Genomic DNA, 25,274 nt, shown 5'->3' with positions numbered 1-25,274 from the left:
TTTGTGTTAGTATATTTGGTTAATAGGATTAATCTAATCGTATTTATTCTCTTAGATGAAAAAAAGTAACAATAGCTTGTTCGAGCGTTTTGCGAATGCTGCAACTAACTTTACAGGTAGTTCAGCTGCTTTTATTTCCGCTACCGCTATAGTGGTGATATGGGCACTAACCGGACCTGTATTTAATTATTCAGAAACCTGGCAGTTGGTCATCAATACAGGAACGACCATTATTACCTTTCTGATGGTTTTTTTAATTCAAAAAGCGCAGAATAAGGATGGAAAGGCGATTCAGCTAAAATTGAATGAATTAATCGCCGCTCATGAACGTGCTAGCAACAGGATGGTTGATATTGAAGACCTGACAGAACGAGAGTTGGATCAGTTGCATAAATTTTATGTAACCTTGGCGGAACTGGCTAAAGAGGAAAGTGATATCCATAGCTCACACTCCATAGATGCGGCAGAAGAACTCCACGAAATAAAAAGTGAAATAATAAAGATATCAAGAAAACGCCATGGAAGCACTGCTCGTAAACAAGATAAAAAATAAGGAAGAATTAGAAAAGGCTTTTGCCATTAGGAAAAAAGTATTTGTTGAAGAACAGAACTGTCCGCCTGAATTGGAATGGGAAAATGAGGATGTGTCAACCCATTTTCTTGCCGAGATAAACGGTATACCCTGTGGTGCCTGTCGCTGGCGTAAAACCGATGCCGGTTATAAATTGGAACGGTTTGCTGTGCTTAAAGAATTTAGAGGTAAAAGGATAGGACAGGCCTTGGTTGCAGCAGCACTTGCTGATTTGCCAGAAAGTGCCCGGTACATTTACCTGAATGCCCAGCTGGATGCCGTGCGTTTATACTCCCGTTTTGGTTTTGTGGCCGAAGGTGAACAGTTTGAAGAAGCCGGAATCCAGCACTTTAAAATGGTAAAGAAAGTGCTATAAAAATACCTTGCCAGAGAAGCGCAAAGCTTCCTGCCATTTATCCATATTCAAGTTTAATAGCTCCCCTTTACTGTTTAGGTAACTGATCAGATCTTCTGTAGCCATATTGCCAGTTAAATCGTCTGTAGCCATTGGACAGCCGCCAAAACCTTTTAAAGCGCTGTCAAAACGCTTACAGCCACTTTCATAAGCAGCCTGTATTTTTTCAAAGCGGGTATAAGGGGTACTGTGTAAATGGAGGCCTATTTCAATATTTTTAGCTGGGTCAGTATGCTCAAAACGCTTAACCAATGAAGGGAGGATTTCTTTTATCTTTTCAGGAGTTGATACTCCGGTGGTATCAGATAAGGCCAGTATCTTTGCTCCATTTTGCACCAGTTCATCCGCCCATCTTTCTACAATTTCCACATTCCATTCATCCCCATAAGGATTTCCAAAGCCCATAGACAAATAGATCACAGCTGTTTTATCACGTTTGCTGCACAATTCTAACAGCTGCTTTACCGTTTCCAGCGATTGAGCAATGCTGGAATTCGTATTGCGTTGTTGGAACGTTTCAGAGATCGAAAAAGGAAAACCGAGGTAGCTGATCTCCGGATGTGCAGCAGCCTCTTCAGCGCCTCTTAAATTAGCTATAATGGCCAGTAGCTTTGATGAAGTGTTTCCTAAATCCAGTTTCGACAGTACTTCAGCAGTATCCCGCAACTGTGGAATGGCCTTTGGCGAAACAAAACTCCCAAAATCTATGGTGTCAAATCCTACCTGTAGCAGTAAATTAATATAAGCAGCTTTTAGATCGGTATCTATAAAATCGTGAATGCCCTGCATCGCATCACGCGGACATTCAATTAGTTTAATGGTTTGTTGTTGAGTCATGAGGGGTAGATATTTCTTCTAAGTCTTTGGGGCGGATAAATGGGCGAATAATCAATCTTGTACCTCTGTCGTAGCTAAAATAGCTCCATACCCAGTTTACAAATACCACCAGTTTATTTCTAAACCCTACTAACGTCATCAAATGTACGAACATCCAGGTAAACCAGGCAAATACCCCCTGGAATCTGATTTTATGTAGGTCCACCACTGCTCTGTTCCTTCCAACAGTGGCCATTGTGCCTTTGTCGATATATTCAAAAGGCTCTAGCGGTCTTTTCTGAATGATGTTTAATAGGTTTTTAGCCAGTAATTTGCCTTGTTGTATGGCAGCAGGGGCTACACCGGGGTGGCCATTTGGAAATTCTTCAGTGATCATAGCAGCAACGTCACCAATGGCATAAATGTTTCTATAACCATCAACCAGGTTTACTTCATTTACCTTCAATCGGTTTCCTCTGACTATGATTTCGGGGTTCAGTCCGTCAAGCACTACACCTTTTACGCCGGCCGACCAGATTACTGTTGAGGAGGGGATATGTTGACCGTCAAGCAAGCTTAAGACCTTACCATCATAAGCTTGAACTCTGGAATTGTTCATGATGATTACACCCAGCTCCGCTAAAAATTCAGCAGATTTTTGCTGAGATTGAACAGACATGTTGCCTAACAATTCTGGCGATCCCTCAATCAAATATATATTTACATCGTTAATGTTCAGATCAGGATAATCACTTCTTAGTACGTGTTTCTTCAACTCGGCCAATGCCCCAGCAGTCTCCACGCCGGTAGGTCCACCGCCAACGACTACAAAGTTCATCAACTGTTTCTTTAATTCTGGATTTCCAGGAATTTGGGCAGCTTCCAGATTTTGCAAAATTAAGCTTCTCAGGTTTAAGGCTTCGGGAATAGATTTCATGGGCATGGCATTGCGCTCAATCTCGTCTTGCCCAAAAAAGTTGCTTGTAGATCCGGTAGCCAATACGAGGTAATCATATTCAATTGCACCAATAGTTGTCTCAATGGTGTTTTTGCCGGCATCTACCTTTTTTACTTCAGTTACTCTAAAGGACAAGTTTTTATGCCCCTTAAAGATCTTTCTTAATGGAAAAGCGATAGAATCAGCCTCTAGACCTCCGGTAGCCACCTGGTAAAGCAAAGGCTGAAAAGTATGGTAATTGTGTTTGTCAAGCATGATCACTTCGACCGGTTTACTACACAGTTTTTTGGCTAATTCGATGCCGCCAAATCCGCCTCCTATAATAACAATTCTTGGTTTGCTGCCTTTTGGGAAATGTTGCTCCATAGTCTTGGGTTTCAGTAAATATACATAACAACAATTAGACCTAAAATCACAAAAGGCATCCTTTTGGGGATGCCTTTTGTGATGATAAGCAGATTAACTACTTAATCTTATTTTTTACCTTTTACTTTGGCTTCACCTAAGTCTAATACAATCGGAGTAGAGATACACAATGATGAGTAGGTACCAATGATACGACCAATTAACAAGGCAAATATAAATCCGCGAATACTTGCTCCACCGAAGATAAAGATTACTAACAATACAAAGAATACAGTTAATGAAGTCAAGATAGTACGACTTAATGTACTGTTTAATGCGAAGTTGATTAATGTTTCTCTTTCTTTTCCATGAAGATCTTCTTTACCTTGTTCTGCTAATTTCTCACGGATCCTGTCAAATACAACAACCGTTTCAGTCATGGTATAACCCATTACCGTTAGAATAGCAGCGATGAAATCCTGACCAATCTCTAAAGAGAATGGAAGCACACCATCTAATATCGTATAGAAAGATAGTACCAATAACACGTCGTGGAACAAAGCGATAACCGCACCTAAACCATAGTTTAGTTTCTTAAACCTTACCACGATGTAGATAAACATCACTAAGCAAGAGAATAAGATGGCACCGTAAGCACTGTAAAGAATGTCGTTTGCAATGATCGGACCCACTTTCTCGTTACTTACAATGTTATATTTCACATCTGTTTTAGCTAAACCTGCTCTTAATGCAGTTTCAACAGTTTTATCAGCGTTAATATCAGAGTCAGTGATGTGGTAAGTAGTGGTGATTTTTAACTCATTATCCGCACCAGCAGTTTTTACGATAGTTTCTGATTCAGGGAAAACATCAGCTAACTTAGCTTTTACATCTTCAGTGTGCATTCCTTTATCGAAATGTACGATGTAAGTTCTACCACCTTTAAAGTCAATACCAAGGTTTAAACCACCATTTTTGAACCAGAAGATAACACCTAAAAGGATGATGATTCCAGAGATAGAATAATAAAGCTTTCTGTGTCCAACGAAGTTGAAAGCAATGTTTTTAAATGCGTGGATGGTGAATTTGTTACCGAAAGTAATGTCTACTTTTTTGTCTAACAAAGTTTCGAATACCAAACGAGAGATCAATACCGCACAGAATAGTGAAGATAAGATACCGATACATAAGGTAGTTGCAAAACCTTGAACAGGACCGCTACCAAATACATAAAGGATAATACCCAACACCAATACAGTAACGTTTGAATCGATGATAGAAGACATCGCATGCTTGAAACCTTCTTTTATTGCTACTGGAGTAGATTTACCTAAAGTAAGCTCTTCCCTTACACGTTCAAAGATCAGGATGTTCGCATCAACCGATAAACCGATTACCAATACGATACCAGCAATACCAGGTAAAGTAAGTACAGCACCTAGTGATACCAATATACCCATGATGAAGAATAAGTTGATCACCAATGCAAGGTTAGCAACCCATCCAGCTTTATTGTAATACATGGCCATGAAGATCAAGATCACAATAAACGCAAGCACAAATGATAATAAACCATTGTGAATAGCCGCCTCACCTAAAGATGGACCAACTACGAACTCACCAACGATTCTTGCAGGAGCAGGTAATTTACCAGCCTTTAAGATGTTCGCTAAATCTTGTGTATCGTTTACTGTGAAGTTACCAGTGATTTGTGAAATACCGTTAGGGATTTCGCCTTGTACTGTAGGAGCAGAGTAAACTGTGTTATCTAAAACAATCGCAATTGCTTTTTTATTGTTTGCATCAGCAGAAGCTTCAGCTGTAATTTTTTTCCATTTAGCAGCACCATCGCCAGTCATATACATGGTAACCTCAGGTTTGCCATGTTGATCGTAATCATGACGGGCATCGCTGATCGCTTCACCACCTAAATCTGGTTTGCCATCTAAAGAAGTAACTTTGATTGCATACAATTCAAAAATCTTACTTGGAGTTTGTGCACCTAAATCAGCAGGCTTAAGTCCCCACATGAATTTGTAAGTCTGAGGAATGATAGACGCGATCTCTGGTCTTTTAAAGAAAGCATTTACTTTAGCAGTATCTTTTTGAGCAACCCAACCAACAACTGGTCCTGGACGTAATGAAGGCTGACCGTTTTCACCTTGATAAGTAGGGATGTTTAATACTGCGAATAATGGATTAGATTTTGCAGCCTCGTTATTTTTTAAACTTGTTGAATCTTTAGCATCTGTCTTTTTAGCTAATCCTGCCAATTTACTTCCGCCTTTAGCAGTAGTATCTTTTACAGCACTAGTAGATGTAGTATCTTTTAAAGTTAAAGCAAGTGTTTTGTTGATGTTTTCCAAAACAGGATATACTTCCTCATTTTGGTATACTTGCCAGAATTGCAATTCAGCAGAACCTTGTAATAATTTATGAACACGCTCTTTGTCTTGCACACCCGGCATCTCAATTAGGATACGGTTAGTACCTTCTTGTTTTTGCATATTCGGGCTCACTACACCGAAACCATCAATACGGCTTCTGATGATAATGAATGAACGATCAATAGCGCTAGTTGCTTCTTTTGATAAAAAGGCTTTAACTTCAGAATTGCTAGCATCTGGTTTTAGCAATTTTGCATTGTCCTGAGTAGAGAAAAAATCTACAAGCTTTTTGTTTGGTTCTAATTTTTCAAATTCGTTAACAAACAAATTGATGTAATCTTTACCACCTGCGTTTAACTGTTGTTGCGCAGTAGCCAATGCTTTGTTAAAATTAGGATCATCGGTGTTTCCAGCTAAAGACTTAACTAGTTCAGATAACGAAATTTCCATCGTTACGTTCATACCACCTTTAAGGTCTAACCCAAGGTTGATTTCTTTTCCTTTACAGAACTGATAATTAAAACCGAAAAGCGGATAAACCGGCACGGTGGCCATTGAGTCTAAATAAGCCTTTTCTTTTTCGACGTCTCCTTTAGCATAAGCTTTTGCGTCTTTTTCAACCTTAGAGGTAACAAAGTTGAATGAGAGAGAATACACACAGACAATACCTAATAGTATTGCCATAAATTTAATAAAACCTTTACCCTGCATTTGTTTGTAATTATTAGTCTATATATGCTATATATTTTTTTAACAAGTCGGCAAATCTAATTATTTTTTTAATTAATAGGCCACCTTATTGATTTTTTATTAAAGAGGCTCAACTATTTGCGTAGAAGTGTTGAAAAAGTGTAAGCTACAGGATTTTTTTCATCTGGGAGATGTTTTTCTACACTTGTTTCTTCCCACACGTTGAAATCAATTTCAGGGAAAAAGGCATCGGCCTCGTAGCTTTGATGAACTCTGGTTAGATAGATGCGATCAGTGATCGGCATGGTCACTTTATAGATTTCGGCACCCCCAACGATAAATACTTCCTCCTCTGTTGTACAAAGGGCAATTGCATCTTCAATATTGCTGGTCACCTCGGCACCTGGTATTTGCAAACCAGTCTTTCTGGTCACTACAATATTGCGTCTGTTTGGCAATGGTTTTCCAATAGAATCAAAGGTTTTACGCCCCATTATAATGGTATGACCGGAAGTGATTTCTTTAAAATGCTTTAAATCGGCTGGCAAGCGCCAAAGCAACTGATTGTCTTTTCCTATGGCATTGTCTTCGGCAATGGCTACAACTGCAGATATGATCATATGGCTACTGCTCCTTTAATATGTGGGTGGGCATCATAATCCGTCAACGTAAAATCTTCATATTTAAAATTGAAAATATCTTTTACTTCAGGATTGATGTGCATTACCGGTAATTTTTTAGCATCACGGCTCAATTGTAGTTTAGCCTGTTCAATGTGGTTGTTGTACAAATGCGCATCGCCAAGGGTATGTATAAAGTCTCCGTATTGTAAGCCACATACCTGAGCAACCATCATGGTAAGCAAAGCATAGGATGCAATATTGAATGGAACACCTAAAAATATATCTGCACTGCGCTGATATAGCTGACAACTTAATTTTCCATCGGCTACATAAAATTGGAAGAAAGCATGACAGGGTGGAAGCGCCATGTTTTCAACTTCAGCTACATTCCATGCGGAAACAATAATCCTTCTTGAATCAGGGTTGTTTTTAATGGTGTTTATGATCTGCGCAATCTGATCAATGTGGCCACCATCAGGTTTAGGCCAGGAGCGCCATTGCGAGCCATAAACAGGACCTAGGTCGCCATTTTCATCTGCCCACTCGTCCCATATCTTTACACCATTGTCTTTTAAATATTTGATGTTGGTGTCGCCGCTCAAAAACCAGATCAGCTCATGTATGATGGATTTTAGATGCAGTTTTTTTGTAGTCACCATAGGGAAACCGTCCTGCAGGTTAAACCGCATTTGATAGCCAAATACGCTAATTGTTCCGGTTCCAGTACGGTCATGTTTTTGCGTGCCATGATCTAGCACATGCTGCATTAAATCTAAATATTGCTTCATAATTGTTTAAAATGGGCGTAAAACCCAGACAAAAGTACATAATATATGGAATGTTTTGAAGTGTCATCTTGATTCGTGTCTTATACCATGATTTTTAGCTTAAAATTAACTATTGGTTATTTTTATAAATCTTAATTGAATATTTTTATTATTAAATTAAGGTTTGTATTTTTGTTTTAGGTTATATTTTTATGAATAGTGATAAAATAGGTGATTTGGATGAGGTTAAAAAGAAGGTGTACCCAATACGGGAGCCGATTGTAAGTAAGGTTAGTGATATTGATTTTTCAGGTAATTATTCTTATGCGAACTATTTGCGCTGGCAGTTTGAAGAGCGGCTGGAACTTATCAAGGGGAAGGTGTTTGAGATGTCTGCACCAGCTCCTTTTCATCAATTGGTTTCATGGAGAATTTCAGGTGAGCTGCATGCTTATTTAAAAAAGAAGCCATGTCGGGCTTATCCTGCGCCTTTTGATGTGCGTTTTCCTGATGCTTCTAAGCGGAATAAGGATGTTTACACGGTTTTACAGCCCGATATTTCTATAGTTTGTGATATGACCAAAATAGATAAAAGGGGATGTGTGGGGCCGCCAGATATCGTTGTCGAGATTTTGTCCCCAAGCAATAATAAAAAAGATTTGGAATATAAGTTTGCCATTTATGAAGAGTATGGCGTGCGTGAGTATTGGATCGTGTTTCCAGATGAGCGGTATTTTTTGAAATATGTACGGAATGCGGATGGGGTTTTTATTGGTGACAAGCCTTATAATGGGGATGTAGATTTTGTCTCAGCTCTTTTGCCTGGCTTTCGGTTAAATATGAATGAGGTGTTTGAAGATTAATAACTTGTTTTGATGGACTTTTAATGATTTAATTATGAACGATGATAAAGTGAAAGGTGCGAAGCGCGCTAAAAAAACAAAGTCTTATATCCAAAAAGAACCTGTAGTACGCAAGGTTAGTGATATTGATATTTCTGGTACTTATTCCTACGCGAATTATCTGAAATGGGAGATTGCCGAGCGGTTGGAGTTGATTAAAGGGAAGATATTTGAAATGTCTGCGCCATCGGTAAACCATCAGCGGTTGTTGGGTGAGATATATACAGATTTGCATACGTTTTTAAAAAGTAAGTCTTGTGAGGCGTTTGTTGCACCGTTTGATGTACGTTTTCCAGATCAATCTAAAAAGGATAAAGATGTGTATACTGTTTTGCAGCCTGATATTTGCGTGATTTGTGATGAGACTAAGTTAGATAAACGAGGCTGTATTGGTGCGCCGGATATTGTAGTCGAAGTATTGTCGCCAAGTAACAATAGAACGGAGTTAAAGAATAAATACGATATTTACGAAGCGTACGGAGTGCGGGAGTATTGGGTTATCCACCCTAAAAAACGGACTTTCTTAAAGTATGTGTTAAATAGTGAAGGGGTATTTGTGGTTGGTGAATTGTATGAAGGAGGGAGTGACTTTGTTTCTGATATTTTGCCGGGCTTTCGATTAAATATTGATGAGGTGTTTGGTTTGATGAAGTAAGTTGAGTTTTTTGTAAGTTTGCCTCTCTAATATTAAACGCAACATACATGCTTGCTTTTGCAAATGCTAAAATAAACCTTGGCTTAAACGTCACTCAAAAAAGAGCTGATGGTTATCATAACATCGAAACGGTTTTTTACCCTGTAAAGTTATATGATGTTATTGAACTTACGGATGCGGACGAGACGACTTGCATAGTTAAGGGAATTGACGTGCCGGGTAATGCGGAAGATAATCTCTGTCTGAAAGCATTCGAAGTATTGAAGAGAGATTTCGATTTGCCTGCTCAACAAATTACGTTACTTAAAAATATTCCGATTGGTGCGGGCTTAGGTGGTGGATCTTCGGATGCTGCTCATCTGATTAAACTCGTGAATGATAAATTCAAGTTGGAACTGTCTGTTGAGGTGATGCAGGATTATGTGCGACCTTTAGGTGCTGATTGTGCTTTTTTTATAGATAACCAACCTGCTTATGCTTTTGGTAAAGGTGATGAGTTCAGCTCAATAGCAATAGATTTGTCAAAATATTACCTCGTTCTGGTAAAACCGCCCATTCATGTAGCTACAGGAGATGCTTATGCCGGAATAAAGCCTATAATTCCTAGTAGATCGGTAAAAGATTTAATACATTTGCCTATAGCAGAATGGAAGTCTAATTTGAAAAATGATTTTGAGCCTTCTGTGTTTTCAAAATATCCGGAGATTGAACAGATCAAAACAAGTTTATACCAATCTGGTGCGTTATTCTCACTCATGAGTGGCAGCGGTTCTTGTGTTTATGCAATTTTTGATCGCCAGGTCAGTTTGCCGGAACTTGAAAGAGAGAACAGGGTGTTTTATAATGTTTGATACTTAAAATGGAGATTAATTTAGTACGTAAAAGCGGTAGGTTTAATTTTGAAGCAGAAAATTCTGCAGGATTTAAAGTGGAGCTGGATGCTAAACCCGCAATTGGGGGTGAAGGCAAAGGTTTCAGACCAATGGAGATGCTTTTGGTTGGTTTAGGCGGATGCAGTGGTATTGATGTAGTGAATGTGCTGACCAAACAAAAGGAGCCTTTGGAAGATATAAAAATTGCGATTAAGGCAACTAGAAAAGACGAAGAAATGCCGCCAATATTTGATGTGATTAATATTCATTTTGATCTTTACGGCGCATTAGGCGTACAAAAAGTGGAACGTGCTTTAGCGATGACCTTCGATAAATATTGTTCTGTATCAAATATTTTAGGTCGCTCTGCTACTATTAATTTTACCTATACCATTCATCAATAAATAAAATGCAAGAAGAGAATTTCGAAACCATTGCTATACGCTTACAGGCAGAAAGAACACAGTTTAAAGAACACTCAGTGCCGTTGTACTTAACTTCAAGTTATAAGTTTGACGATGCAGAAGATATGCGTGCGCTTTTTGCTAACGAAAAAGAAGGGAATGTTTACAGTCGTTATGCTAACCCAAATACGACAGAGTTAATTGATAAAATGGTTGCGCTTGAAGGTTCGGAAGCTGGTTGGGCTACTGCTTCGGGGATGGCTGCAATATTTACCACTTTTGCTGCTTTTCTAAAATCGGGTGATCATGTGTTGTCTAGTCGCTCAGTGTTTGGTTCAACGCATCAGTTGTTGAGTAATGTTTTTTCGAAATGGGGTATTACCTACACTTACGCAGATCTGGATAAAACAGAGCAATGGGAGAATGGCATACAGCCGAATACAAAAATGATTTTTGTAGAGACGCCTTCTAATCCTGGAATTGATATTATCGATTTGGAATGGTTGGGTAAGTTAGCCAAAAAACACAATGTATTGTTGGTAGTGGACAATTGTTTTGCTACGCCATATTTGCAGCAGCCTATAAAATTAGGTGCTGATATTTCTATTCATTCGGCAACTAAATTTATCGATGGACAAGGTCGTACTTTAGGTGGGATCATTTTGGGATCGGCTGCGTTGATTAAAGAAATTGAAGGTTTCGCGAGGCATAGTGGGCCGTCGATGTCACCATTTAATGCATGGTTGTTGTCTAAAAGTTTAGAGACACTTGCGGTGCGCATGGACAGACATTGTGAAAATGCGTTAAAAGTTGCTGAGTTTTTGGAAAGTCATGCAAGCATTAAACGGGTGATGTATCCTTTCTTGCCTTCACATCCGCAATATGAAATTGCTAAAAAGCAAATGAAACAGGGTGGAGGTATTGTAACATTGGTAATTGATGGCGGTGTTGAAGCCGCAAGTCGTTTTATGAACAAATTGAAAATGTTCTCTATTTCTGCTAATCTGGGTGATACCCGGTCTATTGCTACCCATCCAGCAACCAGTACGCATTCAAAACTAACTGAGGAGGAGCGTTTGCAGGTTGGAATTGAGCAAGGGACAATTCGCTTGTCAATCGGCTTAGAGCATATCAACGATATTCTTGGAGATATCAAACAAGCCTTGGCTTAAGTTATCTCTATAAAAAAAAAGCGTGGTGCTGTTTCTAAATTGAAACGATACCACGCTTTTTTTTATGCAATGTTTTTTAGGTAATCTTATTTCGTTCTCCGAATGTTTATCTGGACTAATTGATGTAATCGCGATCCTCGTCGCTCAGGGTGCTTTTGTTAACAGTGTTGCTGTGCTGTTCAATCTCTTTGTCGTATGAGGTTACCGTTGTTTTAGGTCGACCTACCCAAAAACCAAGTACAAAACCTATAAAAGTACAAACGCCTACCACCACAAGCTTCGATATGTCTTTTTTCATGAATATGAAATCAAATTGTACAGCATCGGTATTGATCATTAAAAAAATGGTAAAGAGAGCTGTGAGAATGATAATTAAGATGGTTTTTGTACGCATGATCTAAAAGCTGTAGTTTAAAATTAATTCTAATATAGGATTTTGGTTGTAAATTTTGTTTACGAAGACAAATCTTGTGCCCAAATCAATAAGGGGTTGGTAGCGCAGTAAATTCATGCTGCTGCGCAATTCAAAGCCATAAGTTTTGGGTTCTCCGATATTTGTGTCCACCCCCAGGTTTTCATAATGGCAAAATAAACCACCGCGCACATTTCTGATGTAAGCAAGTGGGCCTAGTTCAGCATCAGGAAAAGCAAATGGGAATCTGTAATTGAGCAATAGTGTGTTTCTTAGGAGGCTTATGGCTCTGATGTTGTTGTAGCCGTAAACTCCGCTTATTTCGTTGTCGAATCTTCTTACTCCACTGGCGTTTTGGTAGTTGAAGCTAGCTATGAAGGAATGGTTTTTTAACAATCCTGGGAAATAGAAAGAGGTGCCTAAGGCAAAGAGGTGACCGTCGAGTTTTTTGTCGAATGGCTGGTGAAGGTAAGTTAAGCTGAAGGTTTGTGCCCATTTTGGTGCAATGTCGCGGTCGGCCTGACGCATGGAGTGTACAAAGGAGAAGCCGTATTCCATTGGGAAGTTAAGGGTAGTGATGTAATTCAGTGGCATATTTTCACCCATGTAGCGTTTGGTGTAGCTGGTTGCTGTTCTTAACGAAAAGCTGTAGGTATCTCCGAGCGTGTTTAAGCTAATCGGGATCATGGCTTGGACTTGGATATTGTTCTCTCTCCAATCGCCTTGCATAACGCCTTGATTGCTGTTATAGAAAGTTCTTCTGGGTCTGTTCCGGTAAGTGGCACTAATCACCGGGTAAAAACTTTTAAGCACAATGCCTGCGTTGTATTCAAACCGGTTCAGGTCTCTGTAGTATTCGGCGCCTGCAAAAGCGTTGAGTGTATTGAGTAGGTTGTCTGAATCGAATTGTAATCCGCCGCGGTATTCATCTTCAATTACAGGACTGATGCTATGTATGTTGATCATATCTCCAAATGTGCGGTACGGTTTGGAGATGTAGGTGCTGTCGGGGATTTTGGAAAATACATTTCCGGTGTGTTCCTGTTTTTCCGCTGCAGCACCAAAGTAGACAAAATTGTTTTTGCCGGGCTCCTCTGGATTTATCGGAGTTTCGGTAATGTCGTACCCTGTTTGTTTGAAATTGTTGAAAAGAAGAGTATTGCTTCCTTTAGGAAAAGATGCATTGAAAGCGCCGTATTTTGCTTCGCTCAGAGCGCTTATTTTTTTCGTTTTGATATCTATGTTGTAAATGTTGTCAAGTCCGCTGTAGTGCGCGTTAAATGCGATCTGTTGATTAATGAATATCGGTCTTGATATTTGCTGTTGCGTAGGAGCGATGAGTTCTTCGGTTTGTCCGGTTCTGTTAGTTATGTTTAGCGTTTTTCCTTTTTCACTAACGGCGATGTAGGCTACTGTATTTCCGCTGGCATCAAAAGATGGTGTTTGCAGAATTAGGTTTTGCGGGTTAGGGTAAGTGAAAAGGACATCCCCGTTTTGGGCATTTAGCTCAACCAGGTTGCATCGATTACTCAAATCGAACTTTACTACTATAATTTTTTTTCCGTCAGCCGAAAGTGATGGTGCAAAGAGTTTGCTTTTTGAACTGAGCTTTTTTACTTTTTTAGTTTCCAGGTTGTAGCTGCAAATTACGTTATAGCTGCGCTGACGATAGCGTGGGTCGTATCTAACCTCGTCCCAAACGATAAGTCCGTTGGCGTAACTGAACCATGGTTGTTCCTGATAGCCGATGTCGAGTAGGTGAGTTTCCTTGCGATTGCTATCGATCAAAGTGAGGTGTGGGACTTCGGCTTTACTTTGCTTTAAAGTTAATATGCTGTTGTCGCTTAATTTGACCGGTAAAAAATAGTTGGTGGCATAATTGGCAGGTTTCGTTAATGAGTTGTAATTTCTACTCGGTGTTGCCGACGCCTGCGCTGTCCAATTTTTTTTGAGTGTCGCTGTGGTTTGTTCAAACCATTTGTGACTTCCCTTGTTGCTGAATTTTTTTAGTGAGTTCGAAAAAGGGTAGAGGCGGACCGGGCGTTTGCGTATGTCTGTCAGCACTTCGTCGAAGATGTCTTTTCCTTCTTCGGTTCTGATGATGGATGACATCAGGTAGCCGAGTTGATAGTAGCCGGGAGTGATGTCTTTGTTTGAGCCAAAACTGGCTTTGCTATAGGATATGTTTTTCCCTTCGAGTAGGCTTGTTCGGTAAGGCATGATCCATGAAGGTTGTCTTCCGCGACCGGCCCTGGTTAGGGCAGTTTCTGTAGTTACGGCATCGCCTTCAAAAAACCAGATCGGTAAGCTTACACCGAACCAGCCGAAGTAGATTAATTCTGGAAAAGGCTTGGCCTTGCCACCGGTCAGTTTGTCGAACTGAGCGACGTGTCTAAGTTCATGAACGGCGAGGTTGTTTAGCCAGTCCTGACTGTCAAATTGCTGAGGTGGGGTAGTGTAGAATTCTGACTTTTTTGGACCGAGCTGAACGAAGCCATTTGCAGTCACACCTTGGTTTTGAAGTAGCACTGGAATGCTCGTTTTTTTTACGCCTAAACTGCCGCCTACATAAGGGTAAATGTAAGGTAGTGTGTTGGCCATTCTTTGTGCTTCTTTTTCCATCTCCGTAGGGTAGATGACTTTAAAGCCGGAAGCATTTATTTGACGCCATTTTACACTAAGTGGGTTTTGTTCTTCGCTGAATATTTGTGAAAAAACTGAATGTGAAATTAAACTTAATATTGCTGTTGTTTTAATTTTGATTATCAGTGATTTATATAGTTTATTTTGCGTCATATTTTGCTTTTGCTAAAATAATTAGTATTTTAAAATTTTTAAGCTTGATTTTATGTTATGTTTTATTTTAAATGATTTGGTTTTGTTTGTTGGTAATCAGGTTTTTAATTTGTTTTGTTATTTTGTCTTGTTGACTGGTTTTGCTGGTTATTTTTGTTGTTTTTAAAGGTTTTGTAGTGTTTTCGCTATTGCGTTTGTATGATGCAAAAACCTGAGGTTAAGGTACACTATTTAGCCGGTAAATAAAATTAAATTTACGCAGCATGTTTTGATTATGTATACAAGAGTCGCGTTTTTTTGGCTTATAATAACTGGGAAGATGAGACCTATTTCTGCCTTAAAACCGATCGGTTTATGGACTGTGATAGCTGCTTTTCTGAGGTGTTGTTGATTCGTTTTATAGGAGTCGGAATGCTGTCTTTTGAGGGCGGTATTTCTCCCCTACCCTATGGGGCAAGGCGGAAGGATTTAGTGTTGATTTTTGTATTTTCTGTAAACCGGATACAAGAATACTGCCCCTAAAATAATGATGGCGCCAAGGTAAAATCCGATCGACATGGTCTCTTTTGTACCAAAGAAAAGGAAGGCTAAAAGGATGCCATATACGGGCTCAAGATTGGTGATGAGGGCGACATTGAAAGCGGATATAGTTCGCATCACAGAGACCCCTGCAACGTATGCAAGCGCTGTGCAAATGGTGCCCAATAAGCTGAGGTAAATCCAATCGTTGACACTTAAATCGAACTGCTCTGTGAAGAGGCTTTGGTCGAATACACGGTACAAACTGATCCAGAAAAACGCCCCGATGATCTCATAAAAACTGATGACAAGTGGATTGCTTTTTTGTACTAGCGTAGAGTTTATAGTGCCAAAAAGGCTAGAGGCCAGGGCTGCAGAAAGGCCGAAAATGATCCCTTCTGTATACTTGGATTCGAATTTAAAGATGAGATAAATGCCCAGGATGATGATTAATCCGATGATGATATCGGCTACCTGCATCCTTTGTTTCTTGATCAGTGGCTCTAATATGGCCGTAAAAAGGGTAAAGGAAGAGAGGCATACAAGGGTAACGGAAACGGTTGAAACCTTAATGGCATGGAAGAAAAGAATCCAGTGGAGAGCAACGATACTTCCTGTGAAAAAGAACTGTAAAAACTGCTTTTTCGTAACTATAAGGCTTGTTTTGCTCAGTTTGAAGTAAATGAAAAGAGAGATGCTGGCAATCAAAACCCTATACCATACCATTTGTACAGCATTAACGGAGATTAATGCGCCGAGGATGCCTGTAAAGCCCCATATAAATACTGTGAAGTGTAAAATCAGCAGGTTTTTGTTGGGCGTTACAGGTAGCTTTGTCATTATTTTGGTGCTTTTCGAAGTAGATAATAGCCCAATAAACCGAAGCATATGGTGGGCATTAATACTGCCAGGAGCGGCGGAACGCCTCCTTTTAGTGAAAACATTTTTGCGAATTGGTTAAATACAATATAGCCAAAGCTTAGTATTATTCCTATTCCGAGTGGTAGTCCAACGCCCCCACGTACCTTTCTAGAGGATAGTGCAACACCAATAAGGGTCAAAACAAAGGCTGATAGGGGGTGTAGATAGCGTTTATATTGCTCAAATAACAGGTCGTTCCATATCCCTGATCCTCTGATTTTCTCTTTTCTAATCTTCTCTGAAAGCTCTTTGTTGGTGAGGTTTTCAAAGATGTTATCATAAGCTGAGAAGTCGTCAGGACGCATATCTAGTACTGTGTCTTTAGTTAAAGATGCGCCGCTCACAAACGTTTCTTTTAGCCCATTGATGTATCGTATAGAGTAGTTAGTTAGCTTCCAGGAGCGTTTTAAAGAGTCCCATTTGATTTCGTCAGCAATCAGCTTCTTAGTTAACACGTCTCCTTTAAAGTTATCCAGAGAGAAGCGAGTGCCTGTTTTACTCTTGCTATCGAAATTGTCCATGAAGATGTAGGTGTTGTTATCCAGTTTCATGTGGATATTACTCTTACTGGATGGATCGTTTTTCTTTACGTAAGTGTTTTCAAAGCTGTTTTTAAGCTGATTGGTATAAGGTAGGATGTATAAATTGGAAGCTAGATTGAATGCAAAGATGATGAATGCCGATACGAAATAGGGCATTAGGAAGCGATTAAAGCTCACTCCTCCGCTTAAAATGGGTACAATCTCGGTCTGGTCAGCCATCTTTGCTGTGAAAAATATTACAGCGATGAAGTTGATCAGTGGTGAGAGCATATTGACATAATATGGGATAGAACCCGCATAATACAGCGATATGACCTGCCAGAAGCTAAGATTGGAGCTTAAAAAGTCGTCCAGTTTCTCAGATAAATCAAAAATAACGATGATCACAACAAATAAGGTTAGGGTATATAGAAATGTACCCAGGTATTTGCTGATGATGTACCAGTCAAGAATTTTGATTCTGTCTTTGATGAAGTTCATTTATAATTTATTACCTAAGATAGTAACCATTTTGTTTTTCCATGCGTAAAATTCGCCGCTTATGATCTTCTCACGGGCTGTTTTAACCAGCCATAGGTAAAAATGCAGGTTGTGTAAGGTAGCTATTTGAGCACCAAGCATCTCTTTTGAGTGCATTAAGTGCCTTAAATAGGCTTTAGAATATACTTTATCGGCAATTAGGTCACTATCAGCTTCAATTGGAGAGAAGTCATCAGCCCACTTTTTATTACCGATATTGATGATACCATTTTTTGTAAATAGCATCCCATTTCTGGCATTTCTGGTTGGCATTACACAATCAAACATGTCTACACCTAATGCAATGTTCTCTAGTATGTTAATTGGTGTACCAACGCCCATTAAATAACGTGGTTTTTCTTCTGGAAGTATATTACATACTACCTCAGTCATACCGTACATCTCTTCTGCAGGTTCACCTACTGATAGTCCGCCAATGGCATTACCTTCGCGGTCCATTGAAGCGATAAACTCCGCAGATTTCATCCTTAGGTCTTTATATACGGAACCTTGTACGATAGGGAACAGGGTTTGATTGAAGCCGTATTTTGGTTCGGTAGTATCAAAACGGTTGCAGCAGCGCTTTAACCAGCGGTGCGTCATGTTAATAGAGTTTGCTGCGTATTTATAATCACATGGATATGGCGTACATTCATCAAAGGCCATAATGATGTCGGCCCCAATAGTACGTTGAATATCCATTGCGTATTCTGGTGTAAAAAGGTGTTTTGATCCGTCAATATGGGAGCGAAACGTTACACCTTCCTCTTTAATTTTACGAACTTTACTTAAAGAATACACTTGATAGCCACCACTATCGGTAAGAATTGGTCTTTCCCAGCCAATAAATTTATGTAAACCACCGCCTTTTTCAATGATGTCAAGTCCCGGTCTTAAATATAAATGGTAGGTATTGCCTAAGATGATTTGCGCATTGATGTCATTCTCTAGCTGCTGCTGATTAATTGATTTAACCGTTCCAGCAGTACCCACAGGCATAAAAATAGGCGTTTGTATGTCGCCGTGGTCTGTAGTAACTGTTCCTGCTCTTGCCTTCGAATGTATATCTTTCGCTTCTAAATTAAATTTCATCTTTATGTGTTTATTGTTTTTTTGAGCCTCACCAGTAATAAATGATGATTTTAATGCATTCAAAAAATCTGCGCAAAAATAGCAAAAAACAAGCTATTTATGGGTTAAATTTTTTATCAACATAAAGGAACATTACAGATTAAAAATCAGAAATTTGGCTGCATCAAAATTACGTCGTGGAATTAACCTTTATAGAGGGCGCTTTAGCTGAGCGCTTAGCATATTGCCTGCTCGGCATCTTAGTTTTTTGTTTTCTGATACAGCTGTATTTTAGCTTGTTTGTGCACCTTAAATTGGCGCGTTTAAAAGTTGTACCTATTCCTGAAACCGGTAAAAAACCTTTAAGTGTGGTGATCTGCGCCCGCAATGAGGCAGAGAATCTGGTTAAATATTTACCTACAGTGCTTGAACAGGATTATCCTGATTTCGAGGTTATTGTGGTGAATGACAGGTCTTGGGATGGGACAAAGGATATCCTGGAAGCCTTTGCAAAGGAATACAAGCATCTTAAAGTTGTAACAGTTAATGATGGTAGTAAGTTTATTGCTGGTAAGAAGTTTGCCGTAACAATGGGTATAAAAGCTGCTGCTCATGAATGGCTGGTTTTTACGGATGCAGACTGTATGCCTGCTTCTTCGAAATGGTTATATGGTATGCAGCACCCCGATCAGGATGATGTAGAAATTGTCCTGGGCTATTCTCCTTATATAAAGAAAAGAGGGATTTTAAATGCCCTGATTCGTTTTGAAACCTTCTTTACAGCTGTAAATTACCTATCGTATGCTATAAAAGGTATGCCTTATATGGGAGTAGGACGGAATATGGCTTACAAAAAATCACTGTTTTTTAACAATAAAGGTTTTGCAGCGCATATGCACATTCCATCGGGTGATGATGATCTTTTTGTAAATGCGCATGCTCATAATGGCAATACAGCTATATGTATACATAAGGATGCACAGGTTTGGTCTGAGCCAAATATCAGCTTTGGGGCTTATTTGAAGCAAAAGAAACGTCATTTTGGTGCAGGTAAATTGTATAAGCCAAAGCATAAGTTCATTTTGTCAGCACAGATTATCATACAATTCTTATTTTATGTTACCTTAGTGTTATCGATGTGTTTTAAAGCAACGCTTTATCCGGCCTTAGGGGTGCTGGGACTGAGTATTATCATCAGATGTTTTGTTTATCCACGAATTTTAAAGCGACTAAATTATGCCGATTTAAGGTGGTGGTTCCCGATTTTAGACATGCTATTATTCATTTTTTTAGTCTTTAATGGCATTCTATCTATATTTGTTAAAAAAGTTCAGTGGAAATGAAATCAACGCTAATACAGAAATACTTTAAAGACTTAACTGATCAACAGATTGCTCAGTTTGATCAGTTGTATGATTTATACAGCTTTTGGAATGCACAAATCAATGTGATTTCGAGGAAGGATATTGATGAACTTTACGAACGCCATATTTTACATTCATTAGGAATTGCTAAGTTCTGTACTTTTAAACCCGGGGAAACGGTTTTAGATGTGGGTACCGGTGGTGGGTTTCCTGGAATTCCATTGGCTATTTTGTTCCCGGAAACGGAGTTTCACCTGGTTGATTCTATTGGAAAGAAGATTAAGGTTGTTGCTGAGGTAGCTTGGTCTTTAGGTTTAAAGAATGTTACAGCGAGCCATTTAAGGGCTGAGCAGGTGGTTGATAAGTACGACTTTGTGGTTTCAAGAGCCGTAACGAGACTTATTGACTTCTATCCATGGATACAAGGTAAATTTAATAAGGAGTCTAAAAATTCCATTCAAAATGGGATTCTTTACCTAAAAGGAGGTGATTTAGCTGAGGAAATTGCTGAATCAAAACTAAAAGCAGAACTATACCCGCTTTCGGTTTATTTTGAGGAAGAGTTTTTTGAAACTAAATACGTGGTTTATATCCCTCAGTAAGCGCTTTTTTCTGATATCATTAATGAATTAATACCTGTTTTAAAAATAAACAGGATCTAAATTGTGGATGCTTTAGGGCTAATTGCATAAGTTAGCCCATGAGTCTAATCCATAAAATTGCCCTCACGCTAATTAAAAGTGTAGGGCATATACACGCTAAGAAATTACTTGATCATTTTGGTACTGCCGAGGCTGTCTTTAAAGCCAGTAAGGAGCAATTGATAGAAATTAATGGTATAGGTGAGGTTATTGCAAACCTAATCTTGCAAAGCGATGCGCTATCTGAAGCTGAAAGGGAAATTACTTTCATTAAAAAACATCGTATAAAAGTACTTTTTTACTCAGACGATGATTATCCTCAGCGATTAAAAAACTGCCATGATGCGCCTATTTTGTTGTATTATAAAGGTAGTGCGGATTTAAATCACCCTCGAATTATTAGTGTTGTCGGTACAAGAAAGGCAACCGCTTATGGAAGGCAGCTGTGTCAGCAGCTAGCAGAAACACTGGCGCCCTATAACGTGATTATCGTGAGTGGACTGGCTTATGGAATAGATGTGGCCTCGCATAAGGAAAGCTTAGTACATAACATTCCTACAGTAGGTGTAATGGCACATGGTTTAGATCGTATTTATCCTGCTTTGCATAAGCAGGTAGCTCGAAAAATGGTTCTAAATGGTGGTTTGCTGACAGAGTTTTTGCCAAATACCAATCCAGATAAGGAGAATTTCCCCAAGAGAAACCGCATCATTGCAGGGCTTTCCGATGCTACGATTGTGGTAGAAGCTACCGGAAAGGGTGGAGCCTTGATTACAGCAGATATTGCTAATTCTTATAACAGAGATGTGTATGCCTTTCCTGGCCGAACAACTGATCCATTTTCTGAAGGCTGTAACTTTCTAATAAAAACCAATAGGGCAGCCTTAATCAATCACGCAAAGGACTTGGTTTATTACCTGGGTTGGGATGATGTATTGCCAGAAAAGGAAGAGATACAGGTGCAATTACCTATAAAACTCTCTAAAGATGAGCAGAAGGTCGTCTTGCTTTTGAAAGATGCATCCTTGCGGATTGATGAATTGGCTATCTGTTTAAATGTGAATCAGAGTAAGCTGGCGATGCTTTTATTGAACCTCGAAATGCAGGGGATTTTGATTTCTTTACCAGGTAAAGTATATAAACTGAATTAACATATTTTTTGTTCTGCATTATTAACGTTGGTTTGTAAGTCTATTGGAATACTAGATTAAAATGTTATTTTGTTTATTTTAATAATGTAATATTATATATCGAATGTTTGTTTGTATGTAAAATTCTAATCTTCAATACGTATTTTTGCATCATGTGGTACAATAATATTTTAGAAACCATTGGCAATACGCCACTGGTAAAATTGAATAACATTACTAAAGAGATTTCCGCTACAGTACTTGCTAAAATCGAAACAACCAACCCTGGAAATTCAATAAAAGACAGGATGGCTTTGAAGATGATAGAAGAGGCCGAGAAGAATGGAAAGCTTAAACCTGGTGGTACAATTATAGAAGGAACATCTGGAAATACAGGTATGGGACTAGCTATGGTGGCCATAATTAAGGGCTATAAATGTATTTTTACAACTACGGATAAGCAATCCAAAGAGAAAGTAGATGCATTGCGTGCTTTTGGTGCTGAAGTAATTGTGTGTCCTACTAACGTAGAGCCAGAAGATCCACGGTCTTATTACTCGGTATCTTCGCGTTTGGAGCGTGAAGTTCCAAACTCATGGAAGCCTAATCAGTATGATAATCTAGACAATTCATTGGCGCATTACGAGCAGACAGGACCGGAGATTTGGAAACAAACTGAAGGAAAAATCACCCATCTTGTTGTTGGTGTAGGTACTGGTGGTACTATTTCTGGAACAGGAAAATATTTGAAGGAGCAGAATCCGAATATAAAAGTTTGGGGTATTGATACTTACGGATCAGTTTTTAAGAAATATAAGGAGACTGGTATTATGGATAAAAACGAGATTTATCCATACATCACTGAGGGCATTGGTGAGGATTTCCTTCCTAAAAACGTTGATTTCGATATTATAGACCTGTTTGAAAAGGTTACGGATAAGGATGCGGCTTTGATGACTCGTGATATTGCGCGTAAGGAGGGGATCTTTGTAGGTAACTCCGCAGGTTCTGCTATTGCCGGATTGTTGCAGTTGAAAGATAAGTTAAAACCTGAAGATGTGGTTGTTGTGATATTTCACGATCATGGAAGTCGCTATATGGGTAAAATGTACAACGAAGACTGGTTAAGAGAACGCGGTTTCCTTAAAGATGAGAAGCTTACAGCTCGTTCTATTATTGCAAAGAAGGAAGATACGGAGATCGTTACAATTGATTGTGAGAAATCGATTCACGATGCATTTAACAGCATGAGTACGTTGAAGATCTCACAAATACCTGTTACCCAAAAGGGCATGGTGATAGGGAAATTGGCTGAAAGTGACATCTTGAAAGCCTTGTTGGAAAATCCGTCCTTAAGATCTGCCCCTGTTCAGCAAATCATGTCGGCCGGATTTCCATTTGTAGATCTGAATACTTCGATAGATAGGATTTCTTCTTTGATAAATAAAGAGAATAGCGCGGTTTTGGTTGAAGATGAGCAAGGAAAAATTGAAATTATCACCCAGTACGATATTATTAACGCGATTTCTGGCTAAAGTATTGAATGCAAGCTGAGAGATGATGAAATAAATTCAGCATGACGATAGCATATAAAAAAAGCCCCAATTGGGGCTTTTTTTATATGCTAAATTAAGAGCAGTAGCTTTTGCTAACAATGTATTTTTCTTATTAATGCGTTGGAGCTGATGCTTCTACACGCTTAATGTCTGCGCCAAGGGCACGTAATCGAGTGTCAATATCCTGATAACCACGCTCAATCTGTTCGATGTTGAAAATGGTTGATTTCCCTTCAGCAGATAATGCTGCAATAAGCAAGGAAACTCCTGCACGGATATCTGGAGAGGTCATACTGATACCTCTTAGTTTATATTTCTTATCAATACCATTCACAGAAGCGCGGTGCGGATCGCAAAGAATGATCTGTGCACCCATATCGATCAGCTTATCCACAAAGAATAACCTGCTTTCGAACATTTTCTGGTGGATCAATACATTTCCTCTAGCTTGAGTAGCTACCACAAGAACAATACTCAAAAGATCTGGAGTAAAGCCCGGCCAAGGTGAATCGGCAATGGTAAGCATTGAACCATCTATAAATGATTCAATTACGTAGTGCTTTTGAGAAGGGATGAAGATGTCATCACCTCTTAATTCAAACTTGATACCTAGTTTTTTAAATACATCAGGAATTACACCAAGCTCTGCATAACAAACATTTTTAATGGTGATTTCAGACTCTGTCATAGCCGCTAAGCCAATAAATGAGCCAATTTCGATCATGTCTGGAAGCATTCTGTGCTCAGTTCCACCTAGTTTTTTAACACCTTCAATGGTTAGTAAGTTAGAGCCAACACCAGATATTTTAGCCCCCATTCGGTTCAGCATCTTACATAATTGTTGCAGATAAGGCTCGCAGGCAGCATTATAAATAGTAGTAGTTCCTTTGGCTAATACGGCGGCCATTACAATGTTAGCTGTACCGGTTACTGAAGCCTCATCCAATAGGATATATGCACCAGTTAAGTTCGTTGCATCTACATTAAAGAACTCTTTTTTACTGTCGTACACAAATTTGGCACCCAGTTTTTCAAAGCCAATGAAGTGTGTATCTAATCTTCTGCGGCCAATTTTATCACCACCTGGTTTAGGGATGGCGGCCTTTCCAAAACGTCCTAATAGTGGGCCAACGATCATAATTGATCCTCTTAAACCACCACCTTTAGCCTTAAATACATCCGATTGGAAAAATTCAAGGTTGATGTTTTTAGCTTCAAAAGTATAAGTATCTTTGTTCAGGCGCTCAATGGTAACGCCCATATCTCCCAGTAGTTCAATAAGTTTGTTTACATCCTTAATGTCTGGGATGTTGCTGATGGTAATCTTCTGATCGGTTAATAAAACAGCAGCTATGATTTGTAATGCTTCATTCTTTGCCCCTTGAGGTTGAATTTCGCCTTTTAATTTCTTACCGCCAATTATTTCAAATGCGTTCATGTTATTCGTAAGATGTATGGATAAAAACTGGTAAGATTAGTGTCGTTGTTTAGGATTGTTATTGTTGCGGGCAGGACGATTGTTGTTGTTATTTTGTCTGCCTTTATTATTGTTGTTGTTTTGTCTACCGCGATTGTTGTTATTTGAAGGTCTTACCACTGGCGGTTTAAACTCAACTTTATTTAAATTGACATTCTCATCTAGCTCCAATTGGCCACCAGATAGTTCGCGAAGGTTTTTTAAAATAGTTTCATCCGCTACACTGTCTTTGTTCCAGGTTACATAGGCCATTTTCATGAAATTGGCTATCCCCTGTACCATTGCAGCTCTACGCTCCGGTTCATCAACAGCTTTGGCTTTTTCTATCATCATTTCAACCGTTTTACCATAGTGTTTATAGGTAATTCTTTGTTGAGGATAGCCAATATGCTGAGGTTTTACCAATGCATCTTCAGGAGTAGGCTTAGGGTAAGGGCAGTCTACATCAATTTTATAACCCGAAATGATGTGTAAGTGATCCCAAAGTTTATGTTTGAAATCTGCTACATCACGTAAATGTGGGTTTAAAAAGCCCATTAGGTCGATTACTGCCTGGGCGTATCTATTACGTTCTTCAAGATCGGGAAGTTCGATAATGTACTTTACCATGTTTTGTACATTACGGCCATATTCGGCTAAAATCAACTCGTTTCTTGTGGTGTTATATTCGAAATTCATTTATATGTTTTCGTTAATATTTTAATTTCTATAATAGTTCTGATTCATCGGGAGTGCTTAGTATGCGTCTC

23 protein-coding genes are annotated in these 25,274 nt (G+C 39.1%); 11 read left to right on the top strand and 12 right to left on the bottom strand.

Translation table 11 applies throughout. The annotated features are described in order from the left end of the window. Window positions 1-55: 55 nt before the first annotated feature. The gene (locus tag FBD94_RS10250) at window positions 56-553 is read left to right on the top strand and encodes a low affinity iron permease family protein (protein ID WP_131611187.1); all 498 of its coding nucleotides are present in this window, start codon (window positions 56-58) and stop codon (window positions 551-553) included. Next, entirely contained in the window at window positions 519-947 is a 429-nt protein-coding gene (locus tag FBD94_RS10245) for a GNAT family N-acetyltransferase (RefSeq protein ID WP_131611186.1), read from the top strand. The genes FBD94_RS10250 and FBD94_RS10245 overlap by 35 nt, the downstream gene beginning before the upstream one ends. Here the strand turns inward: FBD94_RS10245 and FBD94_RS10240 are convergent. From FBD94_RS10240 to FBD94_RS10220, 5 genes are all read right to left on the bottom strand, one after another. Next, window positions 942-1,823: a hydroxymethylglutaryl-CoA lyase gene (locus FBD94_RS10240; protein WP_131611185.1), complete on the bottom strand. Its 882-nt coding sequence runs from the start codon at window positions 1,821-1,823 to the stop codon at window positions 942-944. The genes FBD94_RS10245 and FBD94_RS10240 overlap by 6 nt on opposite strands. Further along, window positions 1,801-3,126 carry an NAD(P)/FAD-dependent oxidoreductase gene (locus tag FBD94_RS10235; RefSeq protein ID WP_131611184.1) on the bottom strand — a complete coding sequence of 442 codons (1,326 nt, stop codon included), beginning with the start codon at window positions 3,124-3,126 and terminating at the stop codon, window positions 1,801-1,803. Before FBD94_RS10235 ends, FBD94_RS10240 begins: the two co-directional genes overlap by 23 nt. A 107-nt stretch (window positions 3,127-3,233) precedes the next feature. Beyond that, window positions 3,234-6,203 (bottom strand): protein translocase subunit SecDF, encoded by a 2,970-nt coding sequence (gene secDF, locus FBD94_RS10230; protein WP_131611183.1) that lies wholly within the window; start codon window positions 6,201-6,203, stop codon window positions 3,234-3,236. 113 nt (window positions 6,204-6,316) lie between these two features. Next, a complete protein-coding gene (locus FBD94_RS10225; RefSeq protein ID WP_136880136.1) occupies window positions 6,317-6,802 on the bottom strand; it encodes a dihydrofolate reductase in 486 nt (161 codons plus the stop codon). Continuing rightward, on the bottom strand, window positions 6,799-7,593 hold the full coding sequence (locus FBD94_RS10220; protein WP_131611181.1) for a thymidylate synthase: 795 nt from the start codon (window positions 7,591-7,593) through the stop codon (window positions 6,799-6,801). The genes FBD94_RS10225 and FBD94_RS10220 overlap by 4 nt, the downstream gene beginning before the upstream one ends. 191 nt (window positions 7,594-7,784) lie before the next feature. On the opposite strand from FBD94_RS10220, the gene FBD94_RS10215 reads away from it, so the two are divergent. From FBD94_RS10215 to FBD94_RS10195, 5 genes are read left to right on the top strand one after another with little or no spacing between them, the layout of a single operon-like run. Beyond that, the gene (locus tag FBD94_RS10215) at window positions 7,785-8,435 is read left to right on the top strand and encodes a Uma2 family endonuclease (protein ID WP_136880135.1); all 651 of its coding nucleotides are present in this window, start codon (window positions 7,785-7,787) and stop codon (window positions 8,433-8,435) included. A 34-nt stretch (window positions 8,436-8,469) separates the two neighbouring features. Further along, window positions 8,470-9,129, top strand: a complete 660-nt coding sequence (locus FBD94_RS10210; RefSeq protein ID WP_131611179.1) for a Uma2 family endonuclease — start codon at window positions 8,470-8,472, stop codon at window positions 9,127-9,129. Window positions 9,130-9,176: 47 nt separating this feature from the next. After that, complete coding sequence (gene ispE / locus FBD94_RS10205; protein ID WP_136880134.1) at window positions 9,177-9,980, top strand: 4-(cytidine 5'-diphospho)-2-C-methyl-D-erythritol kinase; 804 nt, start codon at window positions 9,177-9,179, stop codon at window positions 9,978-9,980. An 8-nt stretch (window positions 9,981-9,988) separates the two neighbouring features. Next, entirely contained in the window at window positions 9,989-10,405 is a 417-nt protein-coding gene (locus FBD94_RS10200) for an OsmC family protein (RefSeq protein WP_131611177.1), read from the top strand. A gap of 5 nt (window positions 10,406-10,410) precedes the next feature. Then, entirely contained in the window at window positions 10,411-11,577 is a 1,167-nt protein-coding gene (locus FBD94_RS10195; RefSeq protein WP_131611176.1) for an O-succinylhomoserine sulfhydrylase, read from the top strand. A gap of 115 nt (window positions 11,578-11,692) precedes the next feature. On the opposite strand, the gene FBD94_RS10190 is transcribed toward FBD94_RS10195, so the two are convergent. The 5 genes from FBD94_RS10190 to tgt form a co-directional block, all read right to left on the bottom strand. Further along, a complete protein-coding gene (locus FBD94_RS10190) occupies window positions 11,693-11,875 on the bottom strand; it encodes a hypothetical protein (RefSeq protein WP_225874803.1) in 183 nt (60 codons plus the stop codon). 99 nt (window positions 11,876-11,974) lie between these two features. Next, window positions 11,975-14,611, bottom strand: coding sequence for a hypothetical protein (locus tag FBD94_RS10185; protein ID WP_235884435.1), 2,637 nt, complete (start codon window positions 14,609-14,611; stop codon window positions 11,975-11,977). A gap of 642 nt (window positions 14,612-15,253) precedes the next feature. Continuing rightward, a complete protein-coding gene (locus tag FBD94_RS10180; RefSeq protein WP_131611173.1) occupies window positions 15,254-16,144 on the bottom strand; it encodes a DMT family transporter in 891 nt (296 codons plus the stop codon). Next, a complete protein-coding gene (locus FBD94_RS10175; protein ID WP_131611172.1) occupies window positions 16,144-17,247 on the bottom strand; it encodes an LptF/LptG family permease in 1,104 nt (367 codons plus the stop codon). The genes FBD94_RS10180 and FBD94_RS10175 overlap by 1 nt, the downstream gene beginning before the upstream one ends. Beyond that, window positions 17,248-18,378 carry a tRNA guanosine(34) transglycosylase Tgt gene (tgt, locus tag FBD94_RS10170; protein WP_131611171.1) on the bottom strand — a complete coding sequence of 377 codons (1,131 nt, stop codon included), beginning with the start codon at window positions 18,376-18,378 and terminating at the stop codon, window positions 17,248-17,250. It lies immediately after the preceding gene. A gap of 176 nt (window positions 18,379-18,554) precedes the next feature. Here tgt and FBD94_RS10165 point away from each other — a divergent pair, with 176 nt between their 5' ends. From FBD94_RS10165 to FBD94_RS10150, 4 genes are all read left to right on the top strand, one after another. Further along, the gene (locus FBD94_RS10165; protein ID WP_235884434.1) at window positions 18,555-19,700 is read left to right on the top strand and encodes a glycosyltransferase; all 1,146 of its coding nucleotides are present in this window, start codon (window positions 18,555-18,557) and stop codon (window positions 19,698-19,700) included. Continuing rightward, window positions 19,697-20,323 (top strand): 16S rRNA (guanine(527)-N(7))-methyltransferase RsmG, encoded by a 627-nt coding sequence (gene rsmG, locus FBD94_RS10160; RefSeq protein ID WP_136880132.1) that lies wholly within the window; start codon window positions 19,697-19,699, stop codon window positions 20,321-20,323. The genes FBD94_RS10165 and rsmG overlap by 4 nt, the downstream gene beginning before the upstream one ends. A gap of 98 nt (window positions 20,324-20,421) precedes the next feature. Continuing rightward, window positions 20,422-21,513 (top strand): DNA-processing protein DprA, encoded by a 1,092-nt coding sequence (gene dprA, locus FBD94_RS10155; protein ID WP_136880131.1) that lies wholly within the window; start codon window positions 20,422-20,424, stop codon window positions 21,511-21,513. Between the two features lie 152 nt (window positions 21,514-21,665). Continuing rightward, window positions 21,666-23,027: a pyridoxal-phosphate dependent enzyme gene (locus FBD94_RS10150; RefSeq protein ID WP_131611168.1), complete on the top strand. Its 1,362-nt coding sequence runs from the start codon at window positions 21,666-21,668 to the stop codon at window positions 23,025-23,027. A 133-nt stretch (window positions 23,028-23,160) separates the two neighbouring features. Here the strand turns inward: FBD94_RS10150 and murA are convergent, their stop codons facing one another. Beyond that, on the bottom strand, window positions 23,161-24,486 hold the full coding sequence (gene murA, locus FBD94_RS10145) for a UDP-N-acetylglucosamine 1-carboxyvinyltransferase (protein WP_136880130.1): 1,326 nt from the start codon (window positions 24,484-24,486) through the stop codon (window positions 23,161-23,163). A gap of 36 nt (window positions 24,487-24,522) precedes the next feature. Then, window positions 24,523-25,203 carry a DUF4290 domain-containing protein gene (locus tag FBD94_RS10140; RefSeq protein ID WP_136880129.1) on the bottom strand — a complete coding sequence of 227 codons (681 nt, stop codon included), beginning with the start codon at window positions 25,201-25,203 and terminating at the stop codon, window positions 24,523-24,525. Window positions 25,204-25,274: the final 71 nt, after the last annotated feature.

Source organism: Pedobacter hiemivivus, from assembly GCF_005144565.1.
GTDB lineage: Bacteria > Bacteroidota > Bacteroidia > Sphingobacteriales > Sphingobacteriaceae > Pedobacter > Pedobacter hiemivivus.
The sequence above is the reverse complement of the archived record's forward strand: the minus strand, read 5'-3'. Positions and strand labels throughout refer to the sequence as shown.

Excerpts from the sequence above, each read along its gene's own strand:
- FBD94_RS10175 (WP_131611172.1), bottom strand. The coding sequence starts at position 17,247 with ATGAACTTCATCAAAGACAGAATCAAAATTCTTGACTGGTACATCATC.
- FBD94_RS10190 (WP_225874803.1), bottom strand. The coding sequence starts at position 11,875 with ATGAAAAAAGACATATCGAAGCTTGTGGTGGTAGGCGTTTGTACTTTT.
- ispE (WP_136880134.1), top strand. The coding sequence starts at position 9,177 with ATGCTTGCTTTTGCAAATGCTAAAATAAACCTTGGCTTAAACGTCACT.
- murA (WP_136880130.1), bottom strand. The coding sequence starts at position 24,486 with ATGAACGCATTTGAAATAATTGGCGGTAAGAAATTAAAAGGCGAAATT.
- FBD94_RS10235 (WP_131611184.1), bottom strand. The coding sequence starts at position 3,126 with ATGGAGCAACATTTCCCAAAAGGCAGCAAACCAAGAATTGTTATTATA.
- FBD94_RS10150 (WP_131611168.1), top strand. The coding sequence starts at position 21,666 with ATGTGGTACAATAATATTTTAGAAACCATTGGCAATACGCCACTGGTA.
- dprA (WP_136880131.1), top strand. The coding sequence starts at position 20,422 with ATGAGTCTAATCCATAAAATTGCCCTCACGCTAATTAAAAGTGTAGGG.
- FBD94_RS10210 (WP_131611179.1), top strand. The coding sequence starts at position 8,470 with ATGAACGATGATAAAGTGAAAGGTGCGAAGCGCGCTAAAAAAACAAAG.
- FBD94_RS10140 (WP_136880129.1), bottom strand. The coding sequence starts at position 25,203 with ATGAATTTCGAATATAACACCACAAGAAACGAGTTGATTTTAGCCGAA.
- FBD94_RS10220 (WP_131611181.1), bottom strand. The coding sequence starts at position 7,593 with ATGAAGCAATATTTAGATTTAATGCAGCATGTGCTAGATCATGGCACG.
- FBD94_RS10240 (WP_131611185.1), bottom strand. The coding sequence starts at position 1,823 with ATGACTCAACAACAAACCATTAAACTAATTGAATGTCCGCGTGATGCG.
- rsmG (WP_136880132.1), top strand. The coding sequence starts at position 19,697 with ATGAAATCAACGCTAATACAGAAATACTTTAAAGACTTAACTGATCAA.
- secDF (WP_131611183.1), bottom strand. The coding sequence starts at position 6,203 with ATGCAGGGTAAAGGTTTTATTAAATTTATGGCAATACTATTAGGTATT.
- FBD94_RS10245 (WP_131611186.1), top strand. The coding sequence starts at position 519 with ATGGAAGCACTGCTCGTAAACAAGATAAAAAATAAGGAAGAATTAGAA.
- FBD94_RS10215 (WP_136880135.1), top strand. The coding sequence starts at position 7,785 with ATGAATAGTGATAAAATAGGTGATTTGGATGAGGTTAAAAAGAAGGTG.
- FBD94_RS10200 (WP_131611177.1), top strand. The coding sequence starts at position 9,989 with ATGGAGATTAATTTAGTACGTAAAAGCGGTAGGTTTAATTTTGAAGCA.
- FBD94_RS10195 (WP_131611176.1), top strand. The coding sequence starts at position 10,411 with ATGCAAGAAGAGAATTTCGAAACCATTGCTATACGCTTACAGGCAGAA.
- FBD94_RS10185 (WP_235884435.1), bottom strand. The coding sequence starts at position 14,611 with ATGGAAAAAGAAGCACAAAGAATGGCCAACACACTACCTTACATTTAC.
- FBD94_RS10225 (WP_136880136.1), bottom strand. The coding sequence starts at position 6,802 with ATGATCATATCTGCAGTTGTAGCCATTGCCGAAGACAATGCCATAGGA.
- FBD94_RS10180 (WP_131611173.1), bottom strand. The coding sequence starts at position 16,144 with ATGACAAAGCTACCTGTAACGCCCAACAAAAACCTGCTGATTTTACAC.
- tgt (WP_131611171.1), bottom strand. The coding sequence starts at position 18,378 with ATGAAATTTAATTTAGAAGCGAAAGATATACATTCGAAGGCAAGAGCA.
- FBD94_RS10250 (WP_131611187.1), top strand. The coding sequence starts at position 56 with ATGAAAAAAAGTAACAATAGCTTGTTCGAGCGTTTTGCGAATGCTGCA.